The organism is Bradyrhizobium sp. 138 (assembly GCF_023074075.1).
Lineage (GTDB): Bacteria > Pseudomonadota > Alphaproteobacteria > Rhizobiales > Xanthobacteraceae > Bradyrhizobium.
In genome coordinates this window covers 77,218-93,915 of the sequence record NZ_JADPKT010000095.1, presented here as the reverse complement: position 1 = coordinate 93,915, position 16,698 = coordinate 77,218, and the positions used below count along the sequence as shown (strand labels likewise).

The 16,698-nt window shown below is 65.2% G+C and carries 15 protein-coding genes; 10 read left to right on the top strand and 5 right to left on the bottom strand.

What is annotated here, in order from left to right:
• Window positions 1-7: 7 nt before the first annotated feature.
• Both IVA79_RS34545 and IVA79_RS34540 read right to left on the bottom strand, forming a co-directional pair.
• Window positions 8-1,018 (bottom strand): aldo/keto reductase, encoded by a 1,011-nt coding sequence (locus IVA79_RS34545; RefSeq protein WP_247561695.1) that lies wholly within the window; start codon window positions 1,016-1,018, stop codon window positions 8-10.
• A gap of 163 nt (window positions 1,019-1,181) precedes the next feature.
• Window positions 1,182-1,607, bottom strand: a complete 426-nt coding sequence (locus IVA79_RS34540; RefSeq protein ID WP_247561617.1) for a PaaI family thioesterase — start codon at window positions 1,605-1,607, stop codon at window positions 1,182-1,184.
• Between the two features lie 71 nt (window positions 1,608-1,678).
• On the opposite strand from IVA79_RS34540, the gene IVA79_RS34535 reads away from it, so the two are divergent.
• Together IVA79_RS34535 and IVA79_RS34530 are read left to right on the top strand one after the other, a co-directional pair.
• Window positions 1,679-2,305: a CoA pyrophosphatase gene (locus tag IVA79_RS34535; protein ID WP_247561616.1), complete on the top strand. Its 627-nt coding sequence runs from the start codon at window positions 1,679-1,681 to the stop codon at window positions 2,303-2,305.
• Between the two features lie 53 nt (window positions 2,306-2,358).
• Window positions 2,359-3,588, top strand: coding sequence for a hypothetical protein (locus tag IVA79_RS34530; RefSeq protein ID WP_247561615.1), 1,230 nt, complete (start codon window positions 2,359-2,361; stop codon window positions 3,586-3,588).
• 131 nt (window positions 3,589-3,719) lie between these two features.
• Here the strand turns inward: IVA79_RS34530 and IVA79_RS34525 are convergent, their stop codons facing one another.
• Window positions 3,720-4,025, bottom strand: a complete 306-nt coding sequence (locus IVA79_RS34525; RefSeq protein ID WP_247561614.1) for a hypothetical protein — start codon at window positions 4,023-4,025, stop codon at window positions 3,720-3,722.
• 195 nt (window positions 4,026-4,220) lie between these two features.
• Between IVA79_RS34525 and IVA79_RS34520 the strand changes: the two genes are divergently transcribed.
• The 5 genes from IVA79_RS34520 (at window position 4,221) to IVA79_RS34500 (ending at window position 9,484) form a co-directional block, all read left to right on the top strand.
• Window positions 4,221-4,700, top strand: a complete 480-nt coding sequence (locus tag IVA79_RS34520; protein ID WP_247561613.1) for a hypothetical protein — start codon at window positions 4,221-4,223, stop codon at window positions 4,698-4,700.
• 250 nt (window positions 4,701-4,950) lie between these two features.
• Window positions 4,951-5,898, top strand: a complete 948-nt coding sequence (locus IVA79_RS34515; protein WP_247561612.1) for a TAXI family TRAP transporter solute-binding subunit — start codon at window positions 4,951-4,953, stop codon at window positions 5,896-5,898.
• A gap of 197 nt (window positions 5,899-6,095) precedes the next feature.
• Complete coding sequence (locus IVA79_RS34510) at window positions 6,096-8,213, top strand: TRAP transporter permease (protein ID WP_247561611.1); 2,118 nt, start codon at window positions 6,096-6,098, stop codon at window positions 8,211-8,213.
• The gene (locus IVA79_RS34505) at window positions 8,174-8,587 is read left to right on the top strand and encodes a DUF1850 domain-containing protein (RefSeq protein WP_247561610.1); all 414 of its coding nucleotides are present in this window, start codon (window positions 8,174-8,176) and stop codon (window positions 8,585-8,587) included. The genes IVA79_RS34510 and IVA79_RS34505 overlap by 40 nt, the downstream gene beginning before the upstream one ends.
• A 90-nt stretch (window positions 8,588-8,677) precedes the next feature.
• A complete protein-coding gene (locus tag IVA79_RS34500) occupies window positions 8,678-9,484 on the top strand; it encodes a glucose 1-dehydrogenase (RefSeq protein ID WP_247561609.1) in 807 nt (268 codons plus the stop codon).
• 59 nt (window positions 9,485-9,543) lie between these two features.
• Here IVA79_RS34500 and IVA79_RS34495 read toward each other — a convergent pair whose 3' ends face one another.
• Both IVA79_RS34495 and IVA79_RS34490 read right to left on the bottom strand, forming a co-directional pair.
• On the bottom strand, window positions 9,544-10,314 hold the full coding sequence (locus IVA79_RS34495; RefSeq protein ID WP_247561608.1) for a hypothetical protein: 771 nt from the start codon (window positions 10,312-10,314) through the stop codon (window positions 9,544-9,546).
• An 87-nt stretch (window positions 10,315-10,401) separates the two neighbouring features.
• The gene (locus IVA79_RS34490; RefSeq protein ID WP_247561607.1) at window positions 10,402-11,979 is read right to left on the bottom strand and encodes a sodium:proton antiporter; all 1,578 of its coding nucleotides are present in this window, start codon (window positions 11,977-11,979) and stop codon (window positions 10,402-10,404) included.
• A gap of 117 nt (window positions 11,980-12,096) precedes the next feature.
• On the opposite strand from IVA79_RS34490, the gene IVA79_RS34485 reads away from it, so the two are divergent.
• The 3 genes from IVA79_RS34485 (at window position 12,097) to IVA79_RS34475 (ending at window position 16,617) form a co-directional block, all read left to right on the top strand.
• On the top strand, window positions 12,097-12,861 hold the full coding sequence (locus tag IVA79_RS34485) for a tetratricopeptide repeat protein (protein WP_247561606.1): 765 nt from the start codon (window positions 12,097-12,099) through the stop codon (window positions 12,859-12,861).
• A 124-nt stretch (window positions 12,862-12,985) separates the two neighbouring features.
• Window positions 12,986-14,371 (top strand): tetratricopeptide repeat protein, encoded by a 1,386-nt coding sequence (locus IVA79_RS34480; RefSeq protein WP_247561605.1) that lies wholly within the window; start codon window positions 12,986-12,988, stop codon window positions 14,369-14,371.
• Between the two features lie 335 nt (window positions 14,372-14,706).
• On the top strand, window positions 14,707-16,617 hold the full coding sequence (locus tag IVA79_RS34475; protein WP_247561604.1) for a propionyl-CoA synthetase: 1,911 nt from the start codon (window positions 14,707-14,709) through the stop codon (window positions 16,615-16,617).
• The last annotated feature ends 81 nt before the right edge of the window (window positions 16,618-16,698 follow it).

Below are 16,698 nucleotides of genomic sequence, written 5' to 3'. Positions count from 1 at the left end.
CGAAAGTTCAGGTCGTCCGCGCGCGGCGGCCTTCGATCGGGTAGGCGGGATCGTTGTAGCCCGGCGTCGAGGGATGGCCCGGCACGACCAGGCGGTCGATCAGTGCCTCGTCATCCCCAGTGAAGCGATAGTCGAGCGCGCTGATGTAGCCGTCCCACTGCTCCTCGGTGCGCGGGCCCGCGACGATCGAGGAGACGAAGGCGGAGTTGAGCACCCAGGCGACCGCGAACTGGCCGGCGGTGATGCCCTTCTTCTCGGCGTGGGTCTTGATCTCCTGCGCGAGCCGAAGCGATTCCGGCCGCCATTCGGTCTGCATCATGCGTGTGTCGTTGCGGCCCGCGCGCGTCTCCTTGTCCGGGGCGGCATCGGGCTTGTACTTGCCGGTCAGCACGCCGCGCGCCAGCGGGCTGTAGGGCACGATGCCGAGGCCGTAATAGGAGCAGGCCGGAAAATGCTCGACCTCGGGTATGCGGTTCATGGCGTTGTAATAGGGCTGGCTCACCGCGGGACGGTCGATGCCGAGGCGGTCGCAGATGTTGCAGATCTCGGCGACGCGCCAGGCGCGGTAGTTGGAGACGCCGAAATAGCGCACCTTGCCTGACCGGATCAGGTCGCCCATCGCGCGCACCGTCTCCTCCAGCGGCGTCGCATGGTCTTCCTTGTGCAGATAGTAGATGTCGATGTGATCGGTGCCGAGCCGCCTCAGGCTCTCGTCGGCGGCCTGCAACACCCAGCGCCGCGACAGCCCGCCGCGATTGGGATCGTCGCCCATCGGGTTGGCGAGTTTTGTGGCAAGCACCCAGGCGTGACGGTTGCTGGCAATGGCGCGTCCCACAACCTCCTCGGATGCGCCTTTCGAATAGGCGTCGGCAGTGTCGATGAAATTGATTCCGGCATCACGCGCCCTGGCGATGATCCGTGTTGATACGGCTTCATCCGTCGGCCCGCCGAACATCATGGTGCCCAGACAGATCGGCGACACTTTCAGGCCGCTGCGGCCGAGCTGACGGTATTGCATGGGCGGGTCGTCGATGTTGGTGAGGGGCAGCATAGTCAGCAACGCCCGTCATTGCGAGCGCAGCGAAGCAATCCAGAGATGCGTCCGCGGAAAGATTCTGGATTGCTTTGCAAGAGCTCCTCGCAATGACGAGGAGAGCGCGGTGGCCGCCTGACTGCTTCGCTTACCCCGGCCCCTTCAATATCTTGAACACGCCATTCGCCATGACGATGCAGCGATCATCCACCGTCACCTCCGTGCTCATGAAGATCAAGCTGCGCGTCGAGCGCACCACGCGCGGGCGGGAGATCAGGATGTCGCCGATCTGGCCGGCCTCGACGAAATGGGTGTCGAGCTGCACCGTCGCCAAAAACTCCTTGCCGGAGACGTAGCGGGCGGCCATGCCGCAGGTGCGGTCGGCGAAGGTCATCATCACGCCGCCCTGGACCATGCCGCGGCGGTTGTGATGCTTGTCCTCGGTCGCGAGCGCGAATTCGTATTGGCCATCGACCTTGCGCTCCCACAAGGGGCCGATCAGGTGCAGGAAGCCGGTGGTCTCGAGGATGCTCCAGCCCTCTGATTTCAGCCTTGCGGCGGCCCTGCTCGTCATCTCTTGCGTCCATCCCTGCAACGCTGTCTCTCCTCGTTTCATCAGGTGCAGTCCTGGTGTAGTCAAGCACCATGAGACCTTTCGGCGATGCCACCAGACGGAATATCGCAGAGGCCTGCGCATCCTTCGCGCGGCTGCCTGACGAAGCCGAACCGTCGGCGCTGAAGCGCGCCGCGGTGGTGCTGGCGCTGACCGAATCCAGTGACGGCGACGATACGGCCTTCCTGCTCACCAGGCGTGCGTCACACCTGCGTGCGCATCGCGGCCAATGGGCACTTCCAGGCGGACGCTGCGATGCCGGTGAGACGCCGGTCGAGGCGGCGCTGCGCGAACTCGACGAGGAGCTCGATCTTCGCCTCTCGAGCGCGGACGTGCTCGGCACGCTCGACGATTACCCGACCCGCTCGGGCTATCTGATCACGCCGGTGGTGGTGTGGGCCTCGGACGGCGGCGCGGTCAGGCCGAACCCGGACGAGGTCGCTTCCGTCCATCGCATCGCGCTCGACACCATCGAGCGCGATGACGCCTTCGATTTCGTCGCGATCCCCGAGAGTGCGCGACGCGTGATCCGCTTCCATCACCAGATGAGCCTGATCCACGCGCCGACGGCGGCCCTGATCTACCAGTTCCGCGAGGTGCTGGCGGGGCGGCACACCCGCGTCACCGAGCTGGAACAGCCGGTGTTTGCCTGGAGGTGATGGTAAACGGCGCGTTAACGTGACGGTTACCGGATGCCTGCTAAGAGGGCGGCATGCATCATTCGATTCGAAATAGCCTCTCTCGACATCGCCTTGCGCTGGTTCCACTCGCGCTCGCCTTGCTCGCGCCTGCCGCACGCGGCGGTGAGGCCGACGCGCTGCCGCCCGCCGTCCGCGATGCCAACGCCCAGCTGCTGTCGCAGTTTTTCGCGCAAGGCGGCGCTTCGCCGGCCGTGCTCGAATATCGCCGCAAGCTCGCGGAGTACCAGGCGGCGCGGGCCGCTTTCGACGCCGAGGCCGGTGCCTATTGGAGCCAGATCTCGGAGAAGCGAAAAGGCCGCAATGCCAAGCGGCGCAGCGGGCAGCAGGTCACGCTGGATGATTACGTGCTCGAGCATCCGCCGCTCTATAACGGGCCGAAGAAGCCGGTGAATCCGGAGCCGGAGGAAACGCCGGACCGGCCGCCCCGCAAGCCGATCCCCGTCGTCGCCGATTTCCTGCGCGCGGCGCAGGAGCTCTATCAGTTCACGCCGCAGCGCCCCTCAAGCGAGGTCGAGTTCAAGCGCGCCTATGCGCGCTACGCGCTCGCCTCCGGGTTGACGCGCGAGCAGGCGGTGCGGGTCTATTCGTTCGAGACTGGCGGCACCGGCAGCCACGACGTGCAGGCGGGAATCGAACATGGCGGCAAGCGCGCGATCTCGACCGCGATGGGCTACAACCAGCTCCTGACCACCAACAGCGTCGAGCTGCTGGCCGAACAGGGCCACGAGCTCATTCGCGCGCTCTCCGAGAAGGTGGCGCGCACATCGGGGCCGGCGCGGCAGGCGCTCGAGCACAAGCTCGTCGTGCTGAAGAAAATGGTGGCGCATGCCAAATCGGTGCCCGACACCTGGTCGGAGCACGAGAAGATCGGCAACACCGCGCAGGGCTGGGCCATGCATGCGATGGTGCTCGACATCGATGTCGGGCCGATGCTGCAGACGCACAAGCTCCTGACCTCGGTGCTGTTCGCCCGCGCCAAGGGCTACGGCCGTCCGCTCACCGCGGCCGAGCTCGAGATGATGAACCTCACCGGTGACGGCACCGGCCTCGACATGGTGACGATGCCGCAGGCGATGCGGGAGCAGGTGCCGACCTCGAACTTCTTCCAGCGCGGCGGCTACGAGCGCAACCCGGTCGCGATCCGCCACAACACGGTGGCCAAGCTGCTCGCCGTGACGGATGAGCGGATGGACTCGAACAGCGGCAAACCCGGCGCAAGGGAGCTGGCGGGGGCGTTTTAGCCGCTAGCGAGCTGCGGTAGGGTGGGCAAAGCGAAAGCGTGCCCACGCACATTTTGCGATAAAGAGAGATGGTGGGCACGGCGCAAGGGCGCCTTTGCCCACCCTACGGCACCGTCGCTGTGGCGTATCCCCTACCGATCCGGCCCGAACTTGAACTTGCCGTCGCCTTCCAGATACGGGCCGCTGCGCATATAGAGCTGGCCGTTCTGGCCGATGAAGAACAGCGTGCCCTTCGGCACCTTCTTGGCGCCCTTCAAGAGCTCGCCGGCATTGCTGGTGCCCATCTTGTAGGAAAAGGTCTTGCCTTCCCTGTCATACGCGTAGCCCATGTCGGGCTTGAGCTCCCACGGCGTTGCCGGGACTTGCGCCAATGCGGGCGCGGCAAAGGCGCCGAGCGCGACTGCGATTGCAAATGGCTTGATTGAAAATGCCGTCATTCCCATCCTCCCACGGTCGGGGACATTCCGGGCTTGAACAAATCACGAACAGCATGTCCGGGTCAATTTGCGAAAGCGCCGCAGCGCATCACGTCTTGCCCAGTAGTTTGTGATTTTCCCTTCGTCCCCTCGCGACTATGTTCCGCTTTCCGTCTAGAACGCAACTCGACAAAATTATGGGTAGGGATGATTCGGATGCGCCATGTGATTAAACTTTGCTGGGCTGCTGTAGCGTCGCTGACGGCGCTGGTGCCGGCCGCCCGGGCCGATGATTACCAGCTCAGCCACAACCAGCGCATCTCGTGCAGCCGCGGCCTTGCGCCGGGCAAGCTGAACACGGCGACCTGCAAGTCCTACACTTATCTCTTCAACACCAAGACCTCGGAATATTTCCGCTGCCAGGTCTCCCTGGCGCTGACCCGCGACAACAAGGAAGTCATCAACGTCCAGACCGACGGCGGCTGCACCAAGAAGTCGCGCATCTTCGAGACCGACGGGAAGTATGATTTCGACGCGACCGAGACCGAGCCGCCGAACACCAACTCGTTCTTCGGCCCCGGCGGCTATGCGGTCTGGGCCGCCGACGTCGGCGCGCAGAAGATCCGCGGCTGCATCACCATCTCCTCCGGCCTCGGCTCCGACATCTCCAAGTGCCTGGACATGACGTTCCAGTGAGGGCGTTCGATACCGGCCCCCGCAGAAGGTGCGCTCCCTCTCCCGCAAGCTAGCGGGAGAGGTACCGAGCAAGCCGCTCCAACTATCGCACTAACTCCGATCCCGCTGCGCCACCTCGTCGCACCTGCCAGGTTCCTCAAAAACCGAGCCGGTACGGCCATTTACCGCAGTCCTGTTTTGCCTTTTGGATGGGTTGACCCGCCCCTCTCATCCGGCCAATTTCGCCGCCGGTTTGGGGAGAACAACAACCATGAAACGAACGATTTTCGGCGCGGCCGCGGCTCTTGCTCTGGCGGCGTCGGCACCTTGCGCGCAGGCGCAATCCTTCATCAACGTGCTGACCGGCGGCACCTCCGGCGTCTATTATCCGCTTGGGGTCGCGATCGGGAAGATCTACGGCGACAAGATTCCGAACGTGAAGACGCAGGTGCAGGCCACCAAAGCGTCGGTCGAGAATTTGATCCTGCTGCAGCAGGGCCGCGGCGAGCTGGCGTTCACGTTGGGCGATTCGCTGAAAGCGGCCTGGGACGGCGAGGAGGAAGCGGGTTTCAAGACCAAGCTCGACAAGCTCCGCACCATCGGCGCGATCTATCCGAACTACATCCAGATCGTCGCCACCGCAGACAGCGGCATCAAGACGCTGGCCGACCTCAAGGGCAAGAGCCTGTCCGTCGGCGCGCCGAAGTCGGGCACCGAGCTGAATTCGCGCGCGATCCTGGCCGCCGCCGGCATGAGCTACAAGGATCTCGGCAAGGTCGAGTATCTGCCGTTCGCCGAATCCGTCGATCTCATGAAGAACCGGCAGCTCAACGCGACGCTGCAATCGGCCGGGCTTGGCGTCGCCTCGCTGAAGGACCTGTCGACCTCGAGCCCGATCACGGTGGTGTCGGTGCCGAAGGAGACCGTCGACAAGATCGGCCCGCCCTTCGTCTCCGCGATCATTCCGGCCAACACCTATACCGGCCAGGACAAGGACGTGCCGACGGCGGCCGTGATCAACTATCTCGTCACGAGCTCGGCCGTGTCGGACGATCTCGCCTACCAGATGACCAAGCTGGTCTATGAGTCGCTGCCGGAACTCGTGAACGCGCACGCGGCCGGCAAGGAGATCAAGCTCGAGACGGCGGCCAGTGGCAGCCCGGTTCCGCTGCACCCCGGCGCGATCCGCTATTACAAGGAAAAGGGGCTGATCAAGTAGGATCGGCTCTCTCCGTATCGTCATGCCCGGGCTTGTCCCGCCTGCGCGGCCGAAGCCGCTTCGGCGAGGCGAAGGCCCGGGCATCCACGTTCTTGGAGGCAGCGTAACCGTGGATGGCCGGGACATGCCCGGCCATGACGTGTGCGGAGACGGTGCCTTTGCTATAACGACGTCCATCGGGGCGCGGGGACATATCGATGTTGCAGGCAGAGGGCACTGAAGCTGCGCCCGAGAAGGTCAAGATCGAGTTCGACAATTTCGAGCACGGCTTTCCCGAAGGCTTTGGCCCGGGCTGGTGGGGCCAGCTCGCCTACTGGATCGGCATCGCGTTCGCGACCTTCCAGCTCTATGTCGCTGCCTTCAACTATCTGCCGAGCCAGGTGGTTCGCGGTGTCCATGTCGGCTTCCTCGTTCTGCTCACCTTCGGCCTGATCGCCAACTTCACCGCGAAGAGCAGTTTCGGGCGTGCGCTGGGCTGGGTGATCGGCGGCGCCGGATTTCTCTGCGGGCTCTACCAGTGGATCTTCTACGCCGATTTGATCGCGCGCGACGGCGACCCGACGCGGCTCGATCTCGTGGTCGGCACGCTCTTGGCGGTGCTGATCTTCGAGGGCACGCGGCGCCTGATGGGCGCGGCGCTGCCGCTGATGTGCGGCGCGTGCCTCGTCTACTGGTTCTTCGGCCAGTATCTGCCGTCGCCGCTCAATCATCGCGGTTACGATTTCGACCAGATCGTCACGCATTTGTCGTTCGGCACCGAGGGTTTCTACGGCGTGCCGATCTACGTGTCGGCGACCTACATCTTCCTGTTCATTCTGTTCGGCTCGTTCCTGGAGCGTGCCGGCATGATCCAGCTGTTCACCGACGTTTCGCTCGGCCTGTTCGGCCGCACCCGCGGCGGCCCTGCCAAGGTCGCGGTGTTCGCCTCGGGCATGATGGGCACGATCTCCGGCTCGGGCGTCGCCAATGTCGTGACCGTCGGCCAGTTCACGATTCCCTTGATGATCAGGTTCGGCTATCGCCGCGCCTTCGCCGCCGGCGTCGAGGCCACGGCCTCGATGGGCGGGCAGATCATGCCGCCGGTGATGGGCGCGGTCGCTTTCATCATGGCCGAAACGCTCGGGGTGCAATATTCGGAGATCGTCAAGGCGGCGGCGATCCCGGCGATGCTCTACTTCGCTTCCGCGTTCTGGATGGTGCATCTGGAAGCCGGCAAGCACGGTCTCGTCGGGATGAAGCGCTCGGAGATCCCGAGCGCCTGGAAGGCGCTGGTGACGCGCTGGTATCTCGTGCTGCCGCTGGCCGCGCTGGTCTACATGCTGTTCGAAGGTTTTACGCCGCTCTATGCCGGCAGCATGGGTCTTGCTCTCACGGTGGCGTTGATCCTCGGCACGGCCATCACGACGGGCGCCTCCTCGAATGTGATCCGTTACATCTTCTGGATCGGCCTTGCGCTCGTCGTCGCCGCGCTGTCGCGCGACGGCCTCCAGATCGTGCCGGTCGCCAGCGTCGTGGTCGGGCTGATCGTGATCACCGCCTTCGTCCGCGGCGGCTTTGCGGCGTTGCGTGCCTGCCGCGACGCGCTGGCCGAGAGCGCCAAATCCGCCATTACCGTCGGCATGGCCTGCGCCATCGTCGGCGTCATCATCGGCATGATGTCGCAGACCGGTGTCGGCACCATCTTCGGCGGCTGGGTGATCGGGCTCGGCGAGAAGAGCCTGTTCCTCGCGCTGATCATGACCATGCTGCTGTCGATCCTGCTCGGCACCGGCATTCCGACCATCCCGACCTACATCATCACCGCCGCGCTCGCCGCGCCCGCGCTGGCCAAGCTCGGCGTGCCCTTGATCGCGAGTCACATGTTCGCGTTCTACTACGGCATCATGGCCGACCTCTCGCCGCCGGTGGCGTTGGCGGCGCTCGCAGCAGCGCCGATCGCCAAGGAGAATCCGGACAAGATCGGCTGGGAGGCGATGCGCATCGCGCTCGCCGGCTACGTCATCCCCTTCATCTTCGTCTATTCGCCGGCCTTGATGCTGCAGGCCGGCGATCCCATGGCGGCCAAGCTCGGCTTCTACGGTGCGGTGGCGCTGGCGGCCGTCAAGGCGCTGGCGGCGATTGGGCTGTTCGGCATGGTGGCGATCGGCTTCCTGTTCACGCGCTTGAGCCTGATCGAGCGCCTCGTCGCGCTCGGCGCCGCGTTCTGCCTGCTCGGCGAATTCCCGTTCAGCGACACCGCGGGCTTCGTGCTGACGGCGGCGATCGTGCTGTGGCAATGGCGGCAGCGCCCGCCGGCGCCTGTCGAGGCGGTGTGAGCCTCTGCTTCGCAACAGCTTTCGGCGTGAAGGCGCTGGCGCTCACCGCCTTCACGCTGGTCTGGACGCATTCGATCGCGAAGGTCGACTGGCAGGAAGACTGGCGCGTCACGCCCGCCGGCCTCGAACTGGTGCAGGCCCGCGTCAAGGGCACCGGCCCCGGCATGGAGCCGCCGCCCGAGGCGCGGCTGGTCGACGGCTGGTTTCAGTGGCGGCCGAAGCGCGAAGCCATGCAAGAGGTCGTGCTCGGCAATTCGGGCGCGGCGGGGGAGTGGCGGCTATGCCATGACGGACAGTGCCGGACGCTGCCCGAGATTGTCGGGCATCCCATTGGTGCTAACGTCATCAAAATGAGCGTATGCAAGAATCCGTAGCCCGCATGAGCGGAGCGACATGCGGGACCATGTCCCCGGATGTCGCTGCGCTCATCCGGGCTACTACAAGAACAACAAAGGAGACATGCGATGGATCGGCTCAAGGGCAAGGTTGCGATGGTGGTGGGGGCCGGCTCGATCGGTCCGGGCTGGGGCAACGGCAAGGCCACCGCGGTGACCTTCGCGCGCGAGGGTGCGCAGGTGTTTTGCGTCGATCGCAACGGCACTGCGGCCGAGGAGACCGCGAAGATCATCACCGGCGAAGGCGGTCAGGCGACCGCATTCATCGCCGACGTCTCGCGGCCTGCCGAGGTCGAGGCGATGGTGTCGGCATGCCTGAAGGCCTATGGCCGCATCGACGTGCTCGACAACAATGTCGGCATCGCCGAGATGGGCAGCGTGGTCGAGGTGAGCGAGGAGAGCTGGGACCGCGTCTTCAGCGTCAACCTCAAGAGTGCCTATTTCGCCATGAAGCACGTCATCCCCGTCATGGTGAAGCAGGGCGGCGGCTCGATCATCAACATCTCCTCGATCGCCTCGATCCGCCACATGGGCATCTCCTACGTCACCTACGGCACTTCGAAGGCGGCGATGAACCAGATGACGCGCACGACCGCAATCGAGTTCGCGCGCCATCATGTACGGGTGAATGCGATCCTGCCCGGCCTGATGAAGACGCCGATGGTGGAACATTCCGCAGGCCTTGCCGCCAGCTACGCCAAGGGCGACGTCGAGGCGATGTGGCGCGCCCGCGACGCACAAGTGCCGATGGGGCACATGGGCGATGCCTTCGACGTCGCCAACGCCGCGCTGTTCCTGGCGTCGGACGAGTCGAAATATGTGACGGGAATCGAGCTCGTGGTCGACGGCGGGATCACCTGCAAGGCGGGGGCGTAGCTCCAATCTCCGCCGTCGTCCCGGATAAGCGCCGCGCCGATCCGGGACGACAGCGATGATTACTGCGCCAGCGCCAATATTCCGCCGGCAAACGCGTGCCAGGCCGCCGTCTCGCTGATCGGCCAGTTCAGCACCTTCACCGCCAGCAGCGCCAGCGTGCCGTAGATATAGACCGGGTGCACGCGGCCCTCGGCGCGCCAGTCGCGCACCATGGCGACGACGAGCAGAAGCGAGGCGACGACGGCCGGCGCGATCGTCACGGGCACCGGCGGCGGGCCGGGCGGTCCGGGAGGTGCGAGGAAGGTCAGGAACCAGCGTGCGATCGCGGCGTCCAGGATCGAGACCGCGGCCAGCAGCATCAGGCGCTTGTGAATCTCGGGCCTGCGCGTGTTCACGATCGCGAGCACGAATACGATCGCGAAGAACGCGATCCCGCTCATCGGCACGATCGAGAAACCGATCCCGGCCTCGCGCTGCCCGAGTGCTGCGGAATGCTGCATCACGTGCACCGAGACGAGGAAGCCGAAGATCGTCATCGCTGTCGCGAGGGACACCCCGGCGATGCCGAGCGAGCGGTGATTGACGACGCGCCCCGAGGCCGCGAGCCAGGTCTGCAGCACGAAATAGAGCGACCAGGTGAAGAACAAAAGCCCGTGAAAGTGAACCACGGGGCTTGCGGACAGCGTCCGGTTGGCGAGCGGCACCCAATAGGTCGGGGCGAAGCCGAGGAATGCGGTGGCCGCGCAGGCCAGGGACATATGCAGATAAAAATATCGTGCAGGCGACGCATCTCGCGCGCGGACACGACGGTCGTCGATCAGAGTCGTCATCAGGAATGAGTCTGGGAAGGAGGGGTTTGGTTCAATGCTCTCCCCCTCCCAGCAAGCGGCCAGCAAGCGGGGCGAGGTGAAGAACGATCATCCTCCCGCGCTCAATTCTGCGCGATCGAGCTCCTCTTCGATCCGGTGGAAGGCGTCGTCGCCGATCACCTCGGTAGCACGGAGATCGAAGATCGATTTGCGCGCCGCCTCGATGGCGCGGCGGCGCAGGGGATCGGCGGCCAGCTCCCCATTGGGGATGCCGCCGCCTGGATCGTTTTCGGCCTGCATCAGGATGGCGCGATATTCGAGCCGCAGGATCTCCGCTTCCTCCGACGGATCGCTCTCGATCGCATCGAGCGCGGCGCGATAGGCGACGGCGCGGGCGTGCGCGACCTCGGTGCCGACGGGATCGTCGTCCCTAAGGCCGAACGCCAGAATCAGCGGCCGCAGCGTCAGGCCCTGGACCACCAGCGATCCCAGCACCACCGCAAAGGCGATGAAGACGATGAAGTCGCGCTGGGGAAAATTCTCCGGCAGCGCGAAAGCGGTGGCGAGCGTGACGAGGCCGCGCATGCCGCACCAGGAGATGATGAGGCCGCCCTTGGCCGAAGCGACCTGCTTCGGATCCTTCGGATGATAGATCCCCTGCGCGACCAGCACACGCAAGGTCGTGCGGTAGAACGTCACCCACAGCAGCCGGACCAGCACCACCGTGAGCAGGATCCAGGCTGCGGCCACGCAATATTCCCAGCGCACGTCGGCATCGAGCCGCGTCCAGATCGGCCGCATCTGCATGCCGATCAGCATGAAGGCGAGCACGTTGAGCACGAACACCATGGTCTCCCAGACCGCATAGGACGGCACCCGCAGCCGCGCCGGCATGCGTGCCCCTGCCGTGCGCGCGAGGGTGATGGCGTAGACCACGATGGTGAGGATGCCGGAGAGGCCGAGATGCTCGGCGGCGATCCAGATCATGAACGTGGTGGCGAACTGGACGATGATCGCGCTCGGCGCCTCGGTCACCCGCTCCATGAACAGCGGAATGATGCGGCCTGCGAGCAGGCCGGCGACGACGCTGCCGACCAGCGCCAGCGCCATGGTCGGCGCGACCTGGCTCCATGTCAGATGCTCGGTGGCGACCGCTCCGACGGCGATGCGATAGATCAGGAGCGCGGTCGCATCGTTGAGCAGGCTTTCGCCTTCCAGGACCTTCACCATGCGATGGGGCAGCTTCACCTGGCTCAGGATCGCGACTGCCGCCGCTGCATCCGGCGGCGCCACGATGGCACCGAGCGCAACCGCCGCGGCCCAGGGCATATCGGGCATCAACCGGTGCGCGACGAAGGCGACGGCGGCTGTGGTCAGGCCGACCGCGGCCACGACCAGGGTCGAGACCGGAACCCAATTGTTGCGCAGATCGCGCAGCGAGGTGTCGAAGGCGGCGTCGAGCAGCACCGGTGCGACAAAAAGCGCCAATGCCAGGTCGGGCTCCAGCGTCCAGGACGGACTGGATGGTACGAAGGCGATCAGTGCGCCGCCAATGGCGAGAAAGGTCGGGTAGGGGACCTTGATCCGCCGGGCCAGCGCCGATAAGGCAACGGCGCCGAGCAGAAGCGTGATGATCCATTCGAATGTCGACACGATGATCCCCGAAGCCGATGTGAGCGGCGCCACAAGCTAGCACCAATCCGGCCGTATGATGGATCATACGGCCCCGAGGCAAGAACTAAGGCAAGACTTAAGGCAAGCGTTAAGGCAAGGCCGAAAGCAAGACTTCCGACTGCAGCGAGCATGCGTTTTCAAAAACTCATTCAATCGTCAGGTGCCGTATTGCTTTGCGCGCTCTCGCTCGCCGCCGCTCAGGCTGCGACCGGCGGCGAGCCGGCTGCTGTCATCCAGGTCGATGTCGCCTCATGCCTCGCGGCGGCAGCGGCCAACGACATCGACAAGGCCGCCACGGCCTGCGGCGCCGTGATCGACAACGAGAAGACGGCGAAGGCCGATCTGGTCAAGGCGCTGATCGCGCGCGCGGCGCTCTATGCGCGGCACGACCAGACCGATCGCGCCATCGCCGACGACAGCCGCGCGCTTTCGCTCGACCCCACGCTTGTCGACATCTTCAACGCGCGCGGCGAGCTCTGGCTCAGGAAGGGCGACAAGCCCAAGGCGGTGCAGGATTTCGGCGCGGCGCTGAAGATCGACCCGAACCACGAGAAGGCCAAGGCGAATCACAAAGCGATGGCGCGCGAGATCGAGCGGATCGGCGCGCAGATGGCCGTTGCCGGCAAGCCCAGCTTCAATTGCAGGCGTGCGGCCCGGGCTGTGGAGAAGGCGATCTGCGGTAATCGCGAGCTAGCCGATCTCGATCGCGAGATCTTTGCCTCCAATGCCCGTGCGATCCGGCAGGCGCGCAATGCGGGCGAGGCCAAAGCACTCCAGCGCGAGCAGGATGAGTTCATCGCGCGCCGCAATGCCGAATTCGGCCGGCCGGGGTACGACCTGAAGAAGGCGATGCAGGAGCGCTTGCAGCGGCTGAATGGAGTGGACGGGTATTGACGCCTCTTCCCGCAAGCGGGGCAAGGGCGTGATGCACTGGTGCGCCCCTATCTAACCCCTCATTGAACCCATCCCTTGCCAGCCGCGACAACGGTGAGAACCCGACGTCACGGAGCCATATGTCATGTGCGGCACTCAAGCCTCCGCGCAAGCGCTTTCGCCTGCCAAAATCTCGCTTCGCGCCTTCTTCCTCGGCGCGGCCATGAGCTTTGTTCTCGCGGCCCCGGCCTCGGCGAGCACCGAGTGCGTGCTGGGCAGCAAGGCTGCCCCGGCCGAGTTGATCCCGGCGTGCAGCGCCATCATCGATCAGACCGCAAATCCGACCTCCGATCGGAGCGCCGCCCTCGTCGTCCGCGCCGAAGCCAATGCGCGAACCCTTGGAGGCCAGTCACAGGCGCTGCGCGATCTGGACCGCGCCATCGCACTCGACGGCAAGAACGCCAAGGCCTGGCGGGTGCGCGGCGATCTGCTGCGCGAGGCCGGCGGCGATCTCAACCGCGCTGCGGCGGATCTGACCAGGGCGATCGAGCTCGACCCGCAGGACGCGGAGGCTTTTGAGCTGCGCGGCGTGGTCTATACCAATCAGCGCCGGCTCGACCGCGCGCTTGCCGATTACGACCAGGCGATCAAGCTGAAGCCGGATGATGCGCAGGCCTGGTCCGACCGCGGCGTCGCCTACTATCTCGGCGGCGACCACGAGAAGGCGATCAAGAATTTCGACGAGGCGCTGCGGCTCGATCCCAACCGCCCCCGCACCTACACCAACCGTGGCGCGGCCTACAAGAAGCTCGGGCAGCTCGACAAATCCCTCGCCGACGACAGCGAGGCGATCAGGCTCGATCCGAAGCTGCCGGAATATTACGACAATCGCGGTCTCGTCTATGCCGCAATGGGCGAATACGACAAGGCCATCGCCGATTACGACCAGGCGATCCGGCGGGAGCAGCGCGCCAACTTCCTGACCAATCGCGGCGATTCCTACCAGTTCAAGGGCGAGCTCGGGGCTGCCCTCGGCGAGTATGATGCCGCGCTCAAGCTCGATCCGAACTTCGCGAAGGCCTACAACAACCGCGCCGTGCTCTACAAGAAGATGGGTGAGCGCGCGAAGGCCCTGGCCGATTACGAGACCGCCTTGCGGCTCGACCCCGCCAACGACAATGCCGCGAGCGGTCGCCGCGCCATGATGGCCGAGATCGCGAAATTCGGCACGGAACCACTGCGGGCGCTGAACGCTGCGTCCGGCAACGGTCCGTCCTTCCCATGTGCGACGGCCAAGCGTGAGGTCGAGAAGATGATCTGCGCCGATCCGCAACTGGGCGTGCTCGACCGCCAGATCGCCGAGACCTTCGAGCGCGCGCTGAAATCGGCAGGCAAGCGCGCATCTGGCGAGCTGCGCAAGTCCCAGCGCGATTTCCTGAGCCTCCGTAACGCCAGCTTTGGCCGCCCGGGCTACGACCTGAAGAAAATCATGCAGGACCGCTTGCAGAAGCTGAATGCGATGGAGAGCTAGTCGCTCTTCGCCTCTCCCCGCGTGCGGACCGCGTGCGGGGAGAGGCCGGAATTTGCGGGAGCAAATTCCGGGTGAGGAGGACTCTCCGCGAGCCCAGCTCCCATCGTGATTGCGGATGCAGCCCCTCACCCCGACCCTCTCAGCGCGAGCGAAGCTCGTCGCGGCCCCGTAAGAACGGGGAGAGGGCGAAGACCCATCCTTTTCAGCTTGAACCGCGGCCCGTTCCCGGGAAAATAGCCCTCAAACAAGGCCGGCAATTGATCCTGGTCATGGCGGGACGCCCGTCCAACCACAAGGCTCTGGGCCAGGCGAATAAAGGGAACGGGAGCGCGGGAATGAATGTCCAGGGCAAGAGCAGTTATCATGAGGTCCATGCGCGCTCTCTCGCCGACCCCAACGGCTTCTGGGCCGAGGCGGCGAAAGAGATCGACTGGATCGAGCCGCCCAAGAAAATCTTCGACCCCAGCCAAGGAACCTACGGCCGCTGGTTCACCGGCGGGCTCGTCAATACCTGCTACAACTCGCTCGATCGCCATGTCGAACGCGGCCGCGCCGACCAGGTCGCGCTGATCCACGATTCGCCGCTCACGGGCAGCGTCACCAAACTGACCTATGCGGAACTGCTGACCGAGGTGCAGGCGCTCGCCGCGATCATGCAGGATTTTGGCGTCGCCAAGGGCGATCGTGTCATCCTCTATATGCCGATGGTGCCAGAGGCCGTGGTCGCGATGCTCGCCTGCGCGCGGATCGGCGCGGTGCATTCCGTGGTGTTCGGCGGCTTTGCCGCCAAGGAGCTCGCCACCCGCATCGACGACGCGCAGCCGAAACTCATTCTCTCCGCGAGCTGTGGCATCGAGCCCGGCCGCATCGTGCAGTACAAGCCGCTGCTCGACGAGGCGATCAAGCTTGCCGGCAGCAAGCCGAAGGCCTGCATCGTGCTGCAGCGTCCGCAGCTGACTTGCGACCTGACCCCGGGCCGGGACTATGATTGGGCGAGCCTGCGCCGCAAGGCGCTGAACGAGGGCAAGAAGGCCGCTTGCGCGCCTGTTGCCGCGACCGATCCGCTCTACATCCTCTACACCTCGGGCACCACGGGCATCCCGAAGGGCGTCGTGCGCGACAATGGCGGTCATCTCGTCGCGGTGAAATGGTCGATGTTCAACCTCTATGGCGTCAAGCCGGGCGAGGTGTGGTGGTGCGGCTCCGACATCGGCTGGGTGGTCGGCCACAGCTACATCGTCTACGGCCCGCTGCTGCACGGCGCGACCACGATCATGTACGAGGGCAAGCCGGTCGGCACGCCCGATGCCGGCGCATTCTGGCGCGTGATCTCGGAGCACAAGGCGGTTGCCTTCTTCACCGCGCCGACCGCATTCCGCGCGATCCGGAAAGAGGATCCGGAAGGACAATTCATCCGGCGATACGACCTCTCGAAATTCCGCACCCTGTTCCTCGCCGGCGAGCGCGCCGATCCGCCGACAGTCGAATGGGCGGAGCAGCAATTGAAGGTGCCGGTGATCGACCATTGGTGGCAGACCGAGACCGGCTGGTGCATCGCCGGCAATCCGGTTGGCCTCGGCATGCTGCCGGTGAAGCATGGCTCGCCGACGGTGCCGATGCCGGGCTACCAGGTCGACGTCGTCGACGAGGCGGCGAAGCCGGTGGGACCCAACACGATGGGCTCGATCGTCATCAAGCTGCCGATGCCGCCGGGCTGCCTGCCGACGCTGTGGAATCAGGACGAGCGCTTCAGGGAGGCTTATCTCACCGAATTCCCCGGCTATTACAAAACCTCGGATGCCGGCTACAAGGACGAGGACGGCTATGTCTTCGTCATGGGCCGCACCGACGACATCATCAACGTCGCGGGACATCGGCTCTCCACCGGCGGCATGGAAGAGATCCTGGCCTCGCATCCCGATGTCGCCGAATGCGCCGTGCTCGGCGTCAAGGACGCGATCAAGGGCGAGGTGCCCTGCGGCTTCCTGGTGCTCAAGGCCGGCGTGACGCGCGCGCCCGCCGAGATCGAGAAGGAGATCGTCGCGCTGGTGCGCGACAAGCTCGGTCCGGTCGCCGCCTTCAAGCTCGCGATCACCGTCGGCCGCCTGCCCAAGACGCGCTCCGGCAAGATTCTGCGCGGCACCATCAAGAAAATCGCCGACGGCGAGCCGTGGACCATGCCGGCGACGATCGAGGACCCCAAGGCGCTCGACGAGATCGGGGAGGCGCTGAAGGGACGGGTGTGAGGCGACCAGATGAGGCTTGAATAGGCCGCATTTTTCAGCTCAACCCTCATCCTGAGGAGCGCCCGGCGCGCGTCTCGAAGG